The organism is Streptomyces gardneri, assembly GCF_006539185.1.
GTDB classification, from domain to species: domain Bacteria; phylum Actinomycetota; class Actinomycetes; order Streptomycetales; family Streptomycetaceae; genus Streptomyces; species Streptomyces gardneri.
In genome coordinates this window covers 73,485-90,246 of the sequence record NZ_BJMN01000014.1, presented here as the reverse complement: position 1 = coordinate 90,246, position 16,762 = coordinate 73,485, and the positions used below count along the sequence as shown (strand labels likewise).

At 72.0% G+C, this 16,762-nt stretch carries 14 protein-coding genes; 8 read left to right on the top strand and 6 right to left on the bottom strand.

All coding sequences use genetic code 11. The features are described from left to right. The first annotated feature begins 86 nt into the window (after window positions 1-86). The 4 genes from SGA01_RS12405 (at window position 87) to SGA01_RS12390 (ending at window position 4,038) form a co-directional block, all read left to right on the top strand. Window positions 87-1,733, top strand: coding sequence for a sensor histidine kinase (locus SGA01_RS12405; protein WP_141296553.1), 1,647 nt, complete (start codon window positions 87-89; stop codon window positions 1,731-1,733). After that, window positions 1,730-2,425, top strand: coding sequence for a response regulator (locus SGA01_RS12400; protein ID WP_055641264.1), 696 nt, complete (start codon window positions 1,730-1,732; stop codon window positions 2,423-2,425). Before SGA01_RS12405 ends, SGA01_RS12400 begins: the two co-directional genes overlap by 4 nt. A gap of 145 nt (window positions 2,426-2,570) precedes the next feature. Next, window positions 2,571-3,179 (top strand): helix-turn-helix domain-containing protein, encoded by a 609-nt coding sequence (locus SGA01_RS12395; RefSeq protein WP_229917646.1) that lies wholly within the window; start codon window positions 2,571-2,573, stop codon window positions 3,177-3,179. A gap of 94 nt (window positions 3,180-3,273) precedes the next feature. Then, complete coding sequence (locus SGA01_RS12390) at window positions 3,274-4,038, top strand: tyrosine-protein phosphatase (protein WP_141296549.1); 765 nt, start codon at window positions 3,274-3,276, stop codon at window positions 4,036-4,038. Here the strand turns inward: SGA01_RS12390 and SGA01_RS12385 are convergent. Both SGA01_RS12385 and SGA01_RS12380 read right to left on the bottom strand, forming a co-directional pair. Next, the gene (locus SGA01_RS12385; protein WP_141296547.1) at window positions 4,035-5,117 is read right to left on the bottom strand and encodes an RICIN domain-containing protein; all 1,083 of its coding nucleotides are present in this window, start codon (window positions 5,115-5,117) and stop codon (window positions 4,035-4,037) included. The two genes, SGA01_RS12390 and SGA01_RS12385, sit on opposite strands and share 4 nt — an antisense overlap. Before the next feature lie 311 nt (window positions 5,118-5,428). Next, the gene (locus SGA01_RS12380; protein ID WP_141296545.1) at window positions 5,429-6,454 is read right to left on the bottom strand and encodes an ATP-dependent 6-phosphofructokinase; all 1,026 of its coding nucleotides are present in this window, start codon (window positions 6,452-6,454) and stop codon (window positions 5,429-5,431) included. Between the two features lie 312 nt (window positions 6,455-6,766). Between SGA01_RS12380 and pta the strand changes: the two genes are divergently transcribed. From pta to SGA01_RS12360, 4 genes are all read left to right on the top strand, one after another. Beyond that, window positions 6,767-8,881: a phosphate acetyltransferase gene (gene pta / locus SGA01_RS12375; protein ID WP_141296543.1), complete on the top strand. Its 2,115-nt coding sequence runs from the start codon at window positions 6,767-6,769 to the stop codon at window positions 8,879-8,881. Continuing rightward, on the top strand, window positions 8,878-10,110 hold the full coding sequence (locus SGA01_RS12370; protein WP_141296541.1) for an acetate kinase: 1,233 nt from the start codon (window positions 8,878-8,880) through the stop codon (window positions 10,108-10,110). Before pta ends, SGA01_RS12370 begins: the two co-directional genes overlap by 4 nt. Before the next feature lie 82 nt (window positions 10,111-10,192). Next, the gene (gene pyk / locus SGA01_RS12365; protein ID WP_055641270.1) at window positions 10,193-11,623 is read left to right on the top strand and encodes a pyruvate kinase; all 1,431 of its coding nucleotides are present in this window, start codon (window positions 10,193-10,195) and stop codon (window positions 11,621-11,623) included. Window positions 11,624-11,714: 91 nt separating this feature from the next. Continuing rightward, window positions 11,715-12,218 (top strand): hypothetical protein, encoded by a 504-nt coding sequence (locus SGA01_RS12360; protein ID WP_141296539.1) that lies wholly within the window; start codon window positions 11,715-11,717, stop codon window positions 12,216-12,218. Between the two features lie 92 nt (window positions 12,219-12,310). Here the strand turns inward: SGA01_RS12360 and SGA01_RS12355 are convergent, their stop codons facing one another. From SGA01_RS12355 to SGA01_RS12335, 4 genes are all read right to left on the bottom strand, one after another. After that, window positions 12,311-13,687 (bottom strand): hypothetical protein, encoded by a 1,377-nt coding sequence (locus SGA01_RS12355; RefSeq protein ID WP_371866022.1) that lies wholly within the window; start codon window positions 13,685-13,687, stop codon window positions 12,311-12,313. Continuing rightward, complete coding sequence (locus SGA01_RS12350) at window positions 13,677-14,243, bottom strand: DUF6114 domain-containing protein (protein WP_141296535.1); 567 nt, start codon at window positions 14,241-14,243, stop codon at window positions 13,677-13,679. The genes SGA01_RS12355 and SGA01_RS12350 overlap by 11 nt, the downstream gene beginning before the upstream one ends. Before the next feature lie 106 nt (window positions 14,244-14,349). Continuing rightward, a complete protein-coding gene (locus SGA01_RS12345) occupies window positions 14,350-15,018 on the bottom strand; it encodes a DUF6230 family protein (RefSeq protein ID WP_141296533.1) in 669 nt (222 codons plus the stop codon). A 600-nt stretch (window positions 15,019-15,618) separates the two neighbouring features. Continuing rightward, window positions 15,619-16,590: a tetratricopeptide repeat protein gene (locus SGA01_RS12335; protein WP_141296529.1), complete on the bottom strand. Its 972-nt coding sequence runs from the start codon at window positions 16,588-16,590 to the stop codon at window positions 15,619-15,621. Window positions 16,591-16,762: the final 172 nt, after the last annotated feature.

Below are 16,762 nucleotides of genomic sequence, written 5' to 3'. Positions count from 1 at the left end.
AAGGCACTCCTGGGACGGCTCCCGGGAAGAGAACGATTCGGGAACGCAATGACCTGGCGCAAACTCCGCCGTGCACACTTACCCGCATGCGTCTCCCCCGTCCCCGCCCCCGCAGCCTGGCCGGTCAGCTCTTCGCGATGCAGGTCGTGCTCGTGGCCGTCGTCGTGGCGGGCTGCGCGGTCTTCGCGTACGTCACGGACCTCGCCCAGGCCGAGGAGACCGCGCGGCGCCAGTCCACGGCGACCGCCGCGGCCGTGGCCCACTCCCCCTCCGTGGTGGCCGCGGCCCGCTCGGCCGACCCGTCGGCGGCGCTCCAGCCGTACACGGAGTCGCTGCGCCGGCACGCGGACGTCGCCTTCGTGGTGATCATGGCGCCCGACGGAACCCGCTGGACGCATCCGGAACCGGACCAGATCGGCCGTACGTACCTCGGTCACATCGAGGAGGCGGTGCGGGGGCGGACCTTCTCCGAGACGCACCTGGGGGTGCTCGGCCCGTCCGTGCGGACGGTGGCGCCCGTCCGCGACGAGGACGGCCGGATCGTCGCCCTCGTCAGCGCGGGCATCACGATCGAGCGGATCAGCGAGCAGGTACGGGAACAGGTCGCCGCCCTCTTCGGCATGGCGGGCGCGGCGCTCGCGCTGGGCGGCGCGGGGACGTACGTCGTCAACGCCCGGCTGCGCCGCCACACGCACGGTATGAACGCCGCCGAGCTGAGCCGGATGCACGACTACCACGAGGCCGCGCTGCACGCCGTCCGGGAAGGGCTCGTGATGCTCGACGGGCGGCGACGGATCGCGCTCATCAACGACGGGGCACGGGAGTTGCTCGGTCTGGACGAGGGCGTCATCGGCCGCCCGGCCGCCGAACTCGGCCTGCCCGCGCCGCTGACGGGCGCACTGCTCTCCTCCGAGCCGCGCGTGGACGAGACCCATCTGACGGCCGACCGGGTGCTCGTCGTCAGCACCCGTCCGGTGGTGGGCGGGGAGCGGCGCGGCACGGTCGTCACGCTTCGCGACCGCACCGAACTCCAGGCATTGTCCGGGGAGTTGGACTCCGAACGGGGGTTCACGCAGGCGCTCCGCTCCCAGGCCCACGAGGCGGCGAACCGGCTGCACACCGTCGTCTCGCTCATCGAGCTGGGCCGGGTGGCGGAGGCGGTGGAGTTCGCGACGGCGGAGCTGGAGCTCGCGCAGGCGCTGACCGACCGGGTCGTCGACGCGGTCGGCGAGCCGGTGCTCGCGGCGCTGCTGCTCGGCAAGGCGGCGCAGGCCAACGAGCGGGGCGTGGAGCTGGTGCTGACCGAGGACAGCCGGATCGACGACGGCCGGGTGCCGGCGGCCCTGCCCTCCCGTGACCTGGTCACGATCCTGGGCAATCTCATCGACAACGCCGTGGAGGCGGTGGGCGGGACCTCGCAGGCGCGCGTGACGGTCACGGTCGCGGCCCGGGCGGGCGACGGCGAGCTGCTGCTGCGGGTCGGGGACAACGGCCCCGGCGTCCGCCCGGCCGACCGGGACGCGGTCCTGGGCCGCGGCTGGACGACCCGCGGGCCGGGCCGCGGCCTCGGCCTCGCCCTGGTGGGCCAGGCGGTCTCCCGCGCCTCGGGCACCCTGGAGCTGACGGACACGACGGAGGGCGGCGCGGAGTTCACCGTGCGACTGCCCCTGCCGAGGGAGGGCGGTGCGGGTACGCCCGCCGCCGCCCCGGCCCGAGTGGAGGCGACCCCGTGAGTACGCGTCCCCTCCGTGTCCTCGTCGTCGAGGACGACCCCGTCGCCGCCGACGCCCACGCGCTCTACGCCGGGCGGGTCGAGGGCTTCACCGTCGTCGGGGTCGCCCACTCCCGGGCCGCCGCCGTGCGGGTGCTCGACCGGACGCCGGTCGATCTCATCCTGCTCGACCTCTACCTGCCCGACGGCCACGGCCTCCACCTGCTGCGCGCGCTCCGCGCAGCCGGGCACTCCGCCGACGTGATCGCCGTGACCTCCGCCCGCGACCTGGCGGTCGTCCGCGAGGGCGTGTCCCTCGGCGTCGTCCAGTACGTCCTGAAGCCCTTCGCCTTCGCCACCCTCCGGGACCGGCTCGTCCGGTACGCGGAGTTCCGGGCGTCCGCCGGGGAGGCCTCCGGTCAGGACGAGGTGGACCGGGCGCTCGCCACGCTCCGGGCCCCGCACCCCGCCACGCTGCCGAAGGGGCTCAGCGCCCCGACCCTGGAAGCGGTCACCCGCACCCTCCGGGACACCCCGGCCGGGGTCACCGCCGCCGAGGCGGGCACGGCGGTCGGGATCTCCCGGATCACCGCCCGCCGCTACCTCGAACATCTGGTGACCGAGGGCCGGGCCGTGCGCGCCCCGCAGTACGGGCAGATCGGGCGGCCGGAGCTCCAGTACCGTTGGCTCGACGGCAGGGCCCGCGGTTACTGATCGGTTCCCATGTTCCTACGACGTTGCACGTTGGGCGAACGAACCGTAGCCAACCGTCACCCTCCGCACCTACCTTGACCGGGTGCACCAACCCTCTCCCCCCTTCGACGGCCTGGCCGCCCGCCGTCTGCGCGAAGGTCTCGGCATGGACCCGGGACACGTCGCCTACGGCCTCCGCGCCCAGTACGGCATGTTCATCGACCCCGACACCGTCGTCGCCTGGGAACGCGGCCGCCTCCTTCCGACCGAGCAGGAGCTCACCGCCCTCGCGGGCGTCCTGTGGTGCGCCCCGGCCGAGCTCATCGCCGCGGCCACGACGATGCGCGAGCACCGGCTGGCCCGCGCGCTCTCGGCGGAGGAGCTGGCCCGGCGGGTCGGCGTGGCGGCCCACGCGTACCAGCGGATGGAGGACGAGGGCCGCTGGCGCGGCACCGAACGCCAGACGGCCACCCTCGCGGAGGTCCTCGGCCTCGGCCCGCGCGCGCTGATCACGGCGACCGGCGGCGACGCCGGCCTCGCCGAGCTGCTGCGCGACGCCGCCACCACGCGCTGGCAGGCCTATGTGAAACCGGCCGTGAAGATGGTGCCGCTGCCCAAGCGGACCGTGGAGTCGGCGCTCCAGCGCCTGCACACGGACTACCACGCGCGGATGGCGGCGACGAGCAGCTGGGGCGCCTCGGGGGCGACGGGCGACGAGGGGCGCGCGTACCTGGAGGAGATCACCGGGCACTTCTGGGCGGCGGTGGGCCAGTAGCGCCGGGGCCGGCAGCGACCGGCCAGTGGGATCGGGCCGGTGAGGTCGGGTCAGTGGGGTCGGGCCGGCGGCGTCGGGCCGTAGATTGGCCGACGTGAGACGACACGTACCCTTCGAACGACTCCACAACTTCCGTGACCTGGGCGGCTATCGGACCGCCGACGGCGGGACCGTGCGGTGGGAGACCCTCTACCGCTCCGACTCCCTGGCCAAGCTGGCGGGAGCCGGACCCGACGACCTCGCCCGCTTCCGCGCACTGCGCGTGGCCTCCGTGATCGACCTGCGCTACCCGTGGGAGATCGAGGCCAAGGGCCGTCTGCCGGAGACCGAGGAGGTCGCCTGGCACAACCTGTCCATCGAGCACCGGCCGTACGACCAGGCGGAGATCGATCCGGACCTCGACCCGTGGCGCTACCTGGCCGACCGGTTCGCCGAGGTCGCGGAGGACGGCGCGGAAGAGATCCGTACCGCCCTCGAAGTCATCGCCGGGGCCGACGGCCCGCTCGTCTTCCACTGCGCCTCCGGCAAGGACCGGACGGGGATCGTCGCGGCCCTCGTCCTCGCGCTCCTCGACGTCCCCGACGAGGTGATCCTCGCCGACTTCGCGCTCACGGAGCTGGCCACGGAGCGGCTGATCGCCGACTGGCGGGCGACGCACCCGGGCCGTGAGCTCCGCTGGCCGGGGTACGGCCGGGCGCCGGCCGAGATCCTGCGGCTGTTCCTCGCGGACCTGCGCGAGCGGTACGGCTCGGTGTACGGGTACGTCACCGGCCACGTCGGACTCGACCCGGCGGTGGTGACGGCGCTCAGGGCCCGGCTGGTGGAGCCCGCCCAGGACACCCCTCCGGACAGGCCCTAGTTCCTGCGGTCGAAGCTGAAGAGCTGACCCGCCGCGTCCGGCGCGCACGGGGCCTGGGCCAGTCGTGCCCAGGCCGCCGAGCGGTCGCCGACGACGGTGACGCAGCTGCCGGGCGTCGCGGAGTCCGCCGGAACGATCCGGTAGCCCTCGACGGGGGTGCCGTACGGCTCCAGGGCGAACGCCTCGACCCGGCTCGGGTCGCCGCACTCGGAGTCCTCGTAGGCGGCGTCGGGTATCCGGCCGCCGGAGGGTATGCCGGAGCAGCCGGGACCGTAGTCCTGGTGGTCCGAAACGATCCTCCACCGGCCGCCGCCCAGGTCCTTCAGCGAGTAGAGCGGCACCTTCGCGTCGACACACGGCACCTGGTGGATCTGCCCGGTGCGGGCGCCGCGCCGCTCGGACAGGCACAGGTCCCGCCCGATGACCCGGATGCGTACGTCCCCGGCGGCGGGCGCGGTGAGGGTACGGGGCGGATGCGCGCCGTGCCCGTCCCGCACGACGGCGACGACGCTGACGCCGGCGAGCACGAGACCCGTCAGGGCGACCGTCGCGACGAGGGCGCGCCGTATCCGGGACCGGGGGCCAGGCCGCGGGGTGTCGGGGGAGCCGTCCGGGGACTCCGCCGGTTCGCCGGGCCAGACGACGGCTGAGGGCCCGACGGCCTCCACCGGCTCGATGCCCTCCACCGGCTCGGCGTCCTCCACGGGACGGGTCGCCGCCGCGTCCGCATCCGGGTCCGCGCCCGGGTCCGCCGCGTCCTCGGCCGGACCGCCGTCGGCGCGCCCGTACGCCCTCCGTACCGCGAGTTCCTTCCGTACCGCCTGCCACTCCACCATGCCGTCCGGTCCCACCCCGCACGCGCGGACGAAGGAGACCAGGAGCTCCTCGCGGGGGACGGTGGCGCGGGCCAGCATGTTGGCGACGGTGGACCGGGGCAGGATCTCGCCCTGCGCCTCGGCGCGGGCCGTGAGCTCCCGGTAGGTCAGGCCGGACCAGTCCTTGAGCGCCTGGAGGCACGCGACGAACTCCGCGGCGTTCCGTACCTCCCGCGGGTCGGGTGCCCGTTCCGCCGGCATCATCCGCGTCTCCCCCTTCCGCCGGACAGGGTTGGGACATGTCCGGGACAGGCCTCAAGCCTTGTTGATCTCGCGCTCCGGCGGAAGGGTGGAACCCGGCAATTCCGGTGGTGAAGCCGGTCACGGACGAGTGGCCCCGACCCTCCACGGGGGGAGGGTCGGGGCCACTCGGGTGTCTCCGGGTCCCGGAGCGTTTCCGGGACGGGTCGGGACGCAGGTCCCGACCGGAAGGACGTTCGGCGGGACGCTCCCCGAGCCGGTCCGGAGGACGTTTCCCGAGTCGGTCCTGTCCGGTCCTGTCCGGTCCGGTCCGGTCAGAAGACCGACTCGGCCTCGCGGATGCGGTCCTCGGGAACCGTCTTGAGCTGCGTCACGGCCTCGGCCAGCGGCACCATCTCGACGTTCGTGCCGCGCAGCGCCGTCATCCGGCCGAACTGACCCCGGTGCGCCGCCTCCACCGCGTGCCAGCCGAAGCGGGTGGCGAGCACCCGGTCGTACGCGGTCGGCGTGCCGCCGCGCTGGACGTGGCCGAGAATGACCGGACGGGCCTCCTTGCCGAGGCGCCGCTCCAGCTCGACGGCGAGCTGGTTGCCGATGCCCTGGAAGCGCTCGTGACCGAACTGGTCGATCTCGCCCTTCTTGTAGTCCATCGAGCCCTCGGCCGGATGCGCGCCCTCGGCGACGCAGATGACGGCGAACTTCTTGCCGCGCGCGAAGCGCTCCTCGACCATCTTGACGAGGTCGTCGACCTGGAAGGGCCGCTCGGGGAGGCAGATGCCGTGCGCGCCGCCGGCCATGCCGGACTCCAGCGCGATCCAGCCGGCGTGGCGGCCCATCACCTCGACGACCATCACGCGCTGGTGGGACTCGGCGGTGGTCTTCAGCCGGTCCATGGCCTCGGTGGCGACGCCGACGGCGGTGTCGAAGCCGAAGGTGCGGTCCGTGGAGGAGATGTCGTTGTCGATCGTCTTCGGGACGCCGACGACGGGCATGCCCGCGTCGGAGAGCATCCGGGCGGCGGTCAGGGTGCCCTCGCCGCCGATCGGGATGAGGACGTCGATGCCGTACTGCCTGGCGAGGTCGGGGGCGGACTCGGCGGCCTCCCGGAGCCGGTTGCGCTCCAGACGCGCGGAGCCGAGGATCGTGCCGCCGCGGGCGAGGATGCCGCTCACGGCGTTGAGGTCGAGGGGGCGGAAGTGGCCGTCGAGAAGGCCCTTGAAGCCGTCCTCGAAGCCGATGACTTCGTCGTCGTGGCCGGTCAGCGCCCGGTGCACGACCGACCGGATCACTGCGTTCAGGCCGGGGCAGTCGCCGCCTGCGGTGAGAACTCCGATGCGCATCGTGCTGTGTCTCCTGCTCGGTCGCGGTCCAGATGATGCACGGCAATTCTCACACGCCCGGCCTGACGGGATCGCTCGTCGCTGCTCCGCGCGTCCCTTCCGGAGGGGCTTCCGAGCCCTCGCGGAGGCCTTTCGTCCCGGGGTTCCGGGCCCTTCGTCCGGCGGGCGACCTAACTACTGGCGGGGGTATTGTCAAGGGGGTAATGCCGCCCTTTAGGGGCTTTCCGAGAACAGCGGATTGACGCCGACGCAGCGGTCGGCGCGGCCGCACGGGAGAGCCCCTTTCCGCAGGACTGGACAGGAGACCACGGCGTGACGCGCAGCGTGTACGTGACCGGGATCGACCGCGGTGACGGCCGCCAGGTCGTCGAGCTGGGAGTCATGGAGCTCCTCACGCGTCAGGTGGACCGGGTGGGGGTGTTCCGTCCGCTGGTGCACGACGGCCCCGACCGCCTCTTCGACCTGCTGCGGGCCCGCTACCGGCTCTCGCAGGACCCCTCGACGGTCTACGGCATGGACTATCACGAGGCCTCGGCCCTCCAGGCCGAGCGGGGCACCGACGAGCTGGTCTCGGAGCTCGTCGACCGCTTCCACGTCGTCGCCCGCGCGTACGAGGTCGTCCTGGTCCTCGGCACCGACTTCGCCGCCACGCAGCTCCCCGACGAGCTCGCGCTCAACGCCCGCCTCGCCAACGAGTTCGGCGCCTCCGTCATACCGGTGGTCGGCGGCAAGGGCCAGCCCTCGGAGTCCGTACGGGCCGAGGCCCGCAACGCCTTCCGGGCGTACGACGGACTCGGCTGCGACGTGCTCGCGATGGTCGTCAACCGGGTGGCGGCCGAGGACCGGGAGATCATCGCCGAGCGGCTCTCCGCCCGGCTGCCCGTGCCCTGTTACGTCCTGCCGGACGAGCCGGCGCTCGCCGCGCCCACCGTCGCCCAGATCACCCACGCGCTCGGCGCCTCCGTCGTCCTCGGCGACGACGCGGGCCTCGCGCGCGACGCCCTGGACTTCGTCTTCGGCGGCGCGATGCTGCCGAACTTCCTCAACGCGCTGACCCCCGGCTGTCTCGTCGTCACCCCCGGGGACCGGGCCGACCTGGTCGTCGGCGCGCTCGCCGCGCACTCGGCGGGCACCCCGCCGATCGCCGGCGTGCTGCTCACGCTCAACGAGCGGCCCAGCGCGGAGATCCTGACCCTGGCGGCCCGCCTCGCGCCCGGCACCCCGGTCGTCTCGGTCCCCGGCAACAGCTTCCCGACGGCGACCGAACTCTTCTCCCTCGAAGGCAAGCTGAACGCCGCCACCCCGCGCAAGGCGGAGACGGCCCTCGGCCTGTTCGAGCGGCACGTCGACACCGCCGACCTCCTCAAGCGGGTCTCGGTCGCCCGCAGCGGCCGCGTCACGCCGATGATGTTCGAGCACGAACTCCTCGAACAGGCGCGCGCCGACCGGCGCCGGGTCGTGCTTCCCGAGGGCACCGAGGAGCGCGTGCTGCGCGCCGCCGACGTCCTGATCCGCCGGGACGTGTGCGACCTGACGCTCCTCGGTGACGTGGAGGCCATCCGCAAGAAGGCCGCCGACCTGAGCGTGGACCTGCGCGAGACGCAGCTGATCGACCCGCAGACCTCGGAGCTGCGCGACTCGTTCGCCGAGAAGTACGCGGCGCTCCGGGCCCACAAGGGCGTCACCGTCGAGCTCGCGTACGACGTCGTCTCGGACGTCAACTACTTCGGCACCCTGATGGTGCAGGAGGGGCTGGCCGACGGCATGGTCTCCGGTTCGGTGCACTCGACGGCGGCGACGATCCGCCCGGCCTTCGAGATCATCAAGACGAAGCCCGAGGCCTCGATCGTCTCGTCGGTCTTCTTCATGTGCCTCGCCGACAAGGTGCTCGTGTACGGCGACTGCGCGGTCAACCCCGACCCGAACGCCGAGCAGCTCGCGGACATCGCCGCCCAGTCGGCGGCCACCGCAGCCCGCTTCGGCGTCGATCCGCGGATCGCGATGCTCTCGTACTCCACCGGCACCTCGGGCTCCGGCGCCGACGTCGACAAGGTGCGCGAGGCGACGAAGCTGGTCCGCGAGGCCCACCCGGAGCTGCGGATCGAGGGCCCGATCCAGTACGACGCGGCGGTGGAGCCCTCCGTCGCCGCCACGAAGCTGCCGGACTCGGAGGTGGCCGGTCAGGCGACCGTGCTGATCTTCCCGGACCTCAACACCGGCAACAACACCTACAAGGCCGTGCAGCGTTCGGCCGGCGCCGTGGCCGTCGGCCCGGTGCTCCAGGGTCTACGCAAGCCCGTGAACGACCTCTCGCGCGGCGCGCTCGTCAGCGACATCGTCAACACGGTCGCGATCACCGCGATCCAGTCCCAGCTGCCCTCTCCCCCGTCGCAGGTTCCCTCCCAGGGTCAGGAGCTCCCCGCATGACCGGCACCCCCACCCGCGTCCTCGTCCTCAACTCCGGCTCGTCGTCGGTCAAGTACCAGCTCCTCGACATGGCGGACGGCAATCGGCTCGCGGTCGGTCTCGTGGAGCGGATCGGCGAGGAGACGTCCCGTCTGGCGCACACCCCGCTCCAGGGCGGCGGCGGGGAGAAGCGCGAGAAGAACGGTCCGATCCCCGACCACGCGGCGGCGCTGAAGGCGGTCGCCGAGGAGCTGGCGTCGGACGGCGTCGGCCTGGACTCCCCCGAGCTGGCCGCGATCGGTCACCGGGTGGTGCACGGCGGGCTGCGCTTCACCGCTCCGACGGTCATCGACGACGAGGTGCTCGCGGAGATCGAGCGGCTGGTGCCGGTGGCCCCGCTGCACAACCCGGCGAACCTCACCGGCATCCGCACGGCGATGTCGCTGCGTCCCGACCTGCCGCAGGTGGCGGTCTTCGACACGGCCTTCCACACGACGATGCCGGAGTCGGCGGCGCGGTACGCGATCGACGTGGCGACGGCGGACGAGTACCGGATCCGGCGGTACGGCTTCCACGGCACCTCGCACGCGTATGTGTCGCGGGAGACGGCGAAGCTGCTCGGCAAGGCGCCCGAGGAGGTGAACGTGATCGTGCTGCACCTGGGCAACGGCGCCTCCGCCTCGGCGGTGGCGGGCGGCCGGTGCGTGGACACCTCGATGGGCCTGACGCCGCTGGAGGGCCTGGTCATGGGCACCCGCTCGGGAGACATCGACCCGGCGGTCACCTTCCACCTCAAGCGGGTGGCGGGCATGTCGGCCGACGAGATCGACGCGCTCCTGAACAAGAAGTCCGGCCTGGTCGGGCTCTGCGGCGACAACGACATGCGGGAGATCCGCCGGCGCGTGGACGAGGGCGACCCGGCGGCGGCCCTCGCCTTCGACATCTACATCCACCGGCTGAAGAAGTACATCGGCGCCTACTACGCGGTGCTCGGCCGGGTGGACGCGGTGGTGTTCACGGCGGGGGTCGGCGAGAACGCGGCGCCGGTGCGGGAGGCTGCCATCGCGGGCCTGGAGGAGCTGGGTCTCGCCGTGGACGCGGACCTCAACGCCGTGCGTTCCGACGAGGCGCGGATCATCTCCCCGGACTACGCGCGGGTGGCGGTCGCCGTGGTGCCGACGGACGAGGAGCTGGAGATCGCGCGGCAGAGTTTCGCGCTCGTTCAGAGCTCGGCGAGCTCGAACGAGTGAACGCTTGAGCGGGCCCGCGCCCATTTGTACTTTCCGCCAGTCGGAATATTCCGCAGTGAAACAAACCGATAGGATCCGCCTCATGCGCCGTTCCAAAATCGTCTGCACGCTGGGCCCCGCCGTCGACTCGTATGAGCAGCTGAAGGCTCTCATCGAGGCCGGCATGAACGTGGCCCGATTCAACTTCAGCCACGGATCCCAGGCAGAGCACCAGGAGCGGTACGACCGCGTCCGGCAGGTCTCCGCGGACACCGGGCACGCCGTCGGCGTCCTCGCCGACCTCCAGGGCCCCAAGATCCGCCTCGAGACCTTCGCCGAGGGCCCGGTCGAGCTGGTGCGCGGTGACGAGTTCACCATCACCACCGACGACGTCCCCGGCGACAAGTCCATCTGCGGCACCACCTACAAGGGTCTGCCCGGCGACGTCTCCAAGGGCGACCAGGTCCTCATCAACGACGGCAACGTCGAGCTGCGGGTCGTCGAGGTCGACGGTCCCCGCGTCAAGACGATCGTCGTCGAGGGCGGGGTCATCTCCGACCACAAGGGCATCAACCTGCCCGGCGCGGCCGTCAACGTCCCGGCCCTGTCGGAGAAGGACGTCGACGACCTCCGCTTCGCGCTCCGCATGGGCTGCGACATGGTCGCCCTCTCCTTCGTCCGCGACGCCAACGACGTCAAGGACGTCCACAAGGTGATGGACGAGGAGGGCCGCCGCGTCCCCGTCATCGCCAAGGTCGAGAAGCCGCAGGCCGTCGAGAACATGGAGGCCGTCGTCGCGGCCTTCGACGCGGTCATGGTGGCCCGTGGCGACCTCGCCGTCGAGTACCCGCTCGAGCGGGTCCCGATGGTGCAGAAGCGCCTCGTCGAGATGTGTCGCCGCAACGCCAAGCCGGTCATCGTCGCGACCCAGATGATGGAGTCGATGATCACCAACTCGCGGCCGACCCGCGCCGAGGCGAGCGACGTCGCCAACGCGATCCTGGACGGCGCGGACGCGGTCATGCTGTCGGCCGAGTCCTCGGTCGGCGCGTACCCGATCGAGACCGTGAAGACGATGTCGAAGATCGTCACCGCGGCCGAGGAGGAGCTGCTCTCCAAGGGCCTCCAGCCCCTGGTCCCGGGCAAGAAGCCGCGTACGCAGGGTGGCTCCGTCGCCCGCGCGGCCTGCGAGATCGCCGACTTCCTGGGCGGCAAGGCCCTGATCGCCTTCACCCAGTCCGGCGACACGGCCCGCCGCCTCTCCCGCTACCGGGTGCAGCAGCCGATCCTCGCCTTCACGACCGACGAGAACACCCGCAACCAGCTCACCCTGAGCTGGGGCGTGGAGTCCTTCCTCGTCCCGTTCGTGGAGACCACGGACGCGATGGTGGACCTCGTGGACGCCGAGCTCCTGAAGCTCCAGCGCTACAACGAGGGTGACACCATGGTCATCACGGCCGGCTCGCCCCCCGGCGTCCCGGGCACGACGAACATGGTCCGCGTCCACCACCTGGGCGGCGGCGAGCACGCCTGACCTCCCGCCTGACGCGTACGACTGTGGGCCGCACCCCGGCGGAAGGGGTGCGGCCCACAGGCCTGTGTCGCCGCCCGGTTGAATGAGCGCCATGAACGCCGTGGACGATGCCGAGGTGTCCCCGGGACTCCGGGACGCCGTACGACGCCTGGAGGCCCTCACCGGCAGGGTCGTACGTGACGTGACCGACGGCCACGCCCGCTGGGAGCTGTACCGGGCGGCCCTCGCCTCCGATGCCCCGCGGCCGGGTCTGCTGGCCGCCGTCGTCGTGGAGCCGGACGGCGCGGTCGCCTCGGCCGCCGTGGGCGAGGTCTTGGAGTGGGTGCCCCGCGCCGACCGGGACGTCTGGGTCCGGGCCCTGGCCCCTTCGGTGCGCGCGTTCAGCGAGCGCCGGGCGCGCGAGCTGGGCGTCCTGGAGGATCTACGGTCCGGGGCGGGCGTCCGGGAGCTCGGCCCCGGGCTGCCGGACGGCTGGAGCGACTGGCTCCAGCTGCGGATCGGCGCCGAGGTGTCCGACCCGTCGGTGCTGCGGCTCCTGGCCGCGTCCGGGCGCACCAGGCGCATCCGGCGGGCCGCCGCCGAGGCGCTCGGCTGACGGACGGAGAACGACGGCCTCCCCTCCTCGCGGAATCTCGCGGAATCTCGCGGAATCTCGCGGAATCTCGTGGGAGGGGAGGCCGTCGGCCGTCAGTTGGGCTCGACCGTGTTGCGGAGGCCCGGCACCTTGAGGGTGCCGCCGAACTGGCCCGCCTGCTTGAGCTTCACGTTGGTGAAGAAGGCGAAGGGGACGTCCAGCGGGGGCGGGGACTCCGGGCCGAAGGTGATCGGGATGAGGCCGAAGAGGTTGCCCTTCAGCTCCTCCGTGTACATCGTCACCGTGCCGTCGGTGATGGTCGACGTCGAGCCCTTGTTGGAGCGGACGTGACCCGTCAGGCCCTCGGAGTGGACCGTCAGCTGGTGGAGGTCCTTGATGTCGATGCCGCTCGCGGTGAACTTCAGGACCTTCTTGATCTTGCCGCTGCCGGTCTTCACCTCGACGATGCCGTGGTACTTGAGGCCCTTGAGGGTGAGGAGCGTGCTCTCCAGCCGCCACGGCTCGTCCGGGAGCAGCGGGATGCCCGGCTCCAGTTCGGCCGCCGCGAGTGCCTCGGCGTCGAGCTCGGGGCACGGGAAGCGGGGCTTGGCGCCGTCGGGTATGGACTCGTCCTTCTTGGGGTCGAGGCCCTTGGAGCTCTCCGGGAGCTCCTTGACGGTGGCGCCGGCCTTGTCGGCCGCCTTCTCGATCGCCTTCTTGGTCGCCTCGGCGGCCGGGTCGGCGGTCGGGGCCGTGGTCGGGTCCGTGGTCGGGTCCGCGGTGGCCTTCGGCTTGGCGGGCGCTGTGGTCCCGGCCGTGGCCGAAGCTGTCGCGGTCGGTTCGTCGTCCGTCACGGTCTTCTGGACCGGGGCGGCCGTGGTCGGTGCCGCCGTCGTGGCCGTCGGCTTCGGCGCCGGGCCGTCGAAGAGGTCCTTGAGCTTGTCGCCCAGGCCCAGCGGGTCGAGCGGGTTCGTCGAATTCGTCGCCGTGGGCGTGGGACTGGGCGTGGCCGTGGCCGACGGGGTCGCGGTCGGCACCACGTCGCGCGCCTGCTGCGCGGTCGACGCGCCGGTCTCCGTCGCGGTCGGCGTCGGGGTCGCGGTGGCGGTCGGGGCCGAGGTGGTGCTGGCCGAAGCGGTGGCCGAGGCCGTGGCCGTCGGGCCGGTCGTGGCCGTGGCGCTCGGGGTCGCGGTCGCCGAGTGGTCGGCCGTCGGCTTCGCGCTCTCCGTGGGCTTCGCCGTCTCCGTGGCTTCCGGGGTCGGCTCGTCCGAGCGGGTCACGCAGGGGCCGGGCGCGAAGGGGATGTCCTTCTCGTCGGCGAGGGCGAGCTTGGGCGTGAGGCCCATGCCCACGAACACCGCGGTCGGCATGGCCGCCAGCGCCATCGCCTTGCCCGCGGGGCCCTGGATCCTGTTCAGCAGCGACTTGCGCGGGGCCGCGTGCCGCGGGCCCTCCTTCGCGAGCGCCGACTGAGTCTCGTCACCCCGCACTGTTCCTCCCGCCATTGGCGTCCGTCGTCGTTTCGGTCGCCGACTCGTACGTCTCGCGCTGCTCCGGGACACCGGCCGCCACCACGACCTCGGTCCCGAGCTCGGCGCCGGCCTCCTCGGAGGCCTCAAGCTGACCGTCGTGCTCTGCGTCGTCGGTCTCCTCGACCGGGGGCGCGGGCGCCCAGGCGGCGGACATGGCGCCGCCGATCAGGGAGAACAGGAACCCGATGACGAGGCCGCCGAAGTTCGACACCGGGATGGAGACAAGCGCCAGGACGATCGTCGCGACGCCCGCGAACACCCGGACGACGGGCTGGAACCACATCGTGAGACCGAGCGTGATGAGCAGGACGCCGATGATCAGCGCTCCGGCTCCGGCGGTCGTCTGCATGGCGAGCGTGGCGTTGCCGAGCCGGAAGTCCCCGTAGGGGAGGTAGGCGATCGGCACGCCGCCGATGATGGTGAACAGTCCCGCCCAGAAGGGCCGGGTCTGCCGCCAGACCTTGAACCGGTTCTCCTTGGGGACTTCGCGGGAGGCGGGGATCTCGGCGCTCATGGAAACAGCTCCCTGGAAGCGGTGTTGCTGAGAAAGGTGAAGAAGGTGGTGCCTGCGGCCGGAACGGGTGGGGCCGTACGGAACGGCCCCCACCCCCCGGAACGGGTCAGTCCTTGAAGCACTCCTGCGCCGTGCCCCTGTGCAGCGACAGGTTCAGGTTCGGGAGCTTGAAGGTGGCGGCGGTGGTCGCCCACGCCTTCTGCTCGACGTCGTTCAGCACGGCCTCCTCGGCGCGCTGGCCGAAGCCGTACGGGTTCGCCTTGGTGTTGGGCTGGATGCCCGGCTTGCCCGGGACCGGCTTGCCGTCGGGACCCGTGTTCAGCGCACCGGCAGCGACGCCGATGTCGATGTTCTTGAACTCGGCGTTGGTCTTGAGCGAGGAGACATCGAGGTAGATGTCCTCCGCGTAGACCTTGTCCTTGCCGGTACCGGCCGTGAGCTTCAGCGTGACGTCACCGATGAACGGCACCTTCGGCGTCACCACCGACTGGCACATGTCGGTGATCCAGGCCTTCGAGAAGCCCGAGACGGCGACCGGGGCGGCGAAAGCGTTGCCCTCCAGGTCCTTGCCGCCGTTGACGCTGCCGTACTGGACGAAGTCCTCGCCGACGAGGCTCTTCGCCTTAACCTTGAATTCCTGGCCGGAGATGCTGAAGGACGCGGCCAGCGCACCCTGGGCCAGGCCGACACCGATCGCGGCCGTCGCGGCCACGCTCGGGACCATGACGACGGCGAACCGCTTCCATCTGGTTCCGCCACGAACCTGGGACTTCATGAGAATTCCTCCTTCTCGGACGTACATCTCCGGGAGGGCCGGGGCCGTCCTGGGATGGGAGAAGAGCTACGTCCTCGGGAAGGGAAGCACCGAGGCATCGGGCGGCGCGCTGCGCGTCCGAATCACCGGCGATCACCCCCGAGCGACAACCATGAGCCACGCTTTGCGCGTGACCGGATTGGACAGGCCCCGTTCGGTGAGAGCGGGAACCCCCCTGTCCATGGCCGGCGCTTGGGGCACCGGCCCGCCCGGTGGGGACCCTCCCCTCTTACCCGGGTGGTTGCCGGGGTGTGCGGTTCGGACCGAGCGTCGCCGATCGTGGTCCATTCCGGGCGCTCGCACAAGGGGGTTCGTTACTGGCTAGTAACGGGTGGATAACCGGGGCATGGCGGGGCGGCGCCGAACGGGCACGCAGGGTGCGGTCGAGTGCCGCCCAATATCAGCAGATAGCCGGATGAAGGCGGACAGAATCCTCGGTTCGATTTACTGCAAGTAACAGCGGCCGCGATTACCAAGTTTTGGTAAAGCGCGGCCGCAGTTTGTCGCCGTGTCGCCAAATCGTCGGACGATCCGGCGCCTTGCGTGGAACTCCGAAGCGGATCAGAAAAGGACCCGGGCGAGGGCCTGGCGGGCCGTCGTCACGCGCGGGTCGTCGACACCGATCACCTCGAACAGCTCCAGGAGCCGCAGCCGCGCCGCGTCCCTGTCCTCGCCCACCGTGCGGCGCACGGTCTCCACGAGGCGCCCGAAGGCGTCCTGCACATGACCGCCCACCAGGTCGAGGTCGGCGGCGGCGATCTGCGCGGCGACGTCGGCCGGGGCGTCCGCCGCGTTCTTGCGTACGGCGGCGGGGTCGAGGTCCTGGACCCGGGCGAGGAGCTCGGCCTGGGCCAGGCCCAGCTTGGCCTCCGGGTGGGCCGGGTCGTCGGCGAGCACGTTCTTGTACGCCTGGACGGCACCCGCCAGGTCGCCCGCGTCGAGCGCGGACATGGCCGCTTCGAGGAGGGCGTCGTACGGGCCGACGGGGCGCGCCGGGGCGGCCGCACCTTCGGTGTCCGCGTCCGCGTCCACGGCGATGCCGGTGAGGCCGAAGCGCTCCTCGCCGACCATGATCAGCTGGTCGAGGGTCTCGCGGATCTGGGCCTCGGGCACCGCACCCTGGAAGAGCGGCAGCGCCTGGCCGGCGACCACCGCGAAAACGGCCGGAATTCCCTGGATGCCGAACTGCTGCATCAGCATCTGGTTGGCGTCGACGTCGATCTTCGCGAGCAGGAAGCGGCCGTTGTACTCGACGGCCAGCCGCTCCAGGAGGGGGCCGAGCTGCTTGCAGGGCTCACACCACTCGGCCCAGAAGTCGAGGACGACCGGGACCTCGGCGGAGCGCTGGATGACATCGCGCTCGAAGCCGGCCTCGTCGACGTCGATCACCAGGGCGGAAGGGGGCACCGCGGCGGGTCCACCCGTCCGCGCGGCCTCGGCTCGGACCTGCTCGGCCTTGGCCTTGGCCTCTCCGGCCGCCTTCACCGCGGCGAGGTCGACGACGCCGCTCATGGACATGTTTCGGGGCTGCATGCGTACATCCTCCCCCTTCCGCGCGCGTAACCGGTAAGTCATGGCTGAACCGTGCCGCCCGTACGCCTCCCGCCGGTATGCGAGACGCCCGGGCAACACGGTTCTTCGTCTTCTGTACGCACCGGATCCCCACCCGGTGCGTGCCGGGTCCCCACCCGGCACATGGTTGTCG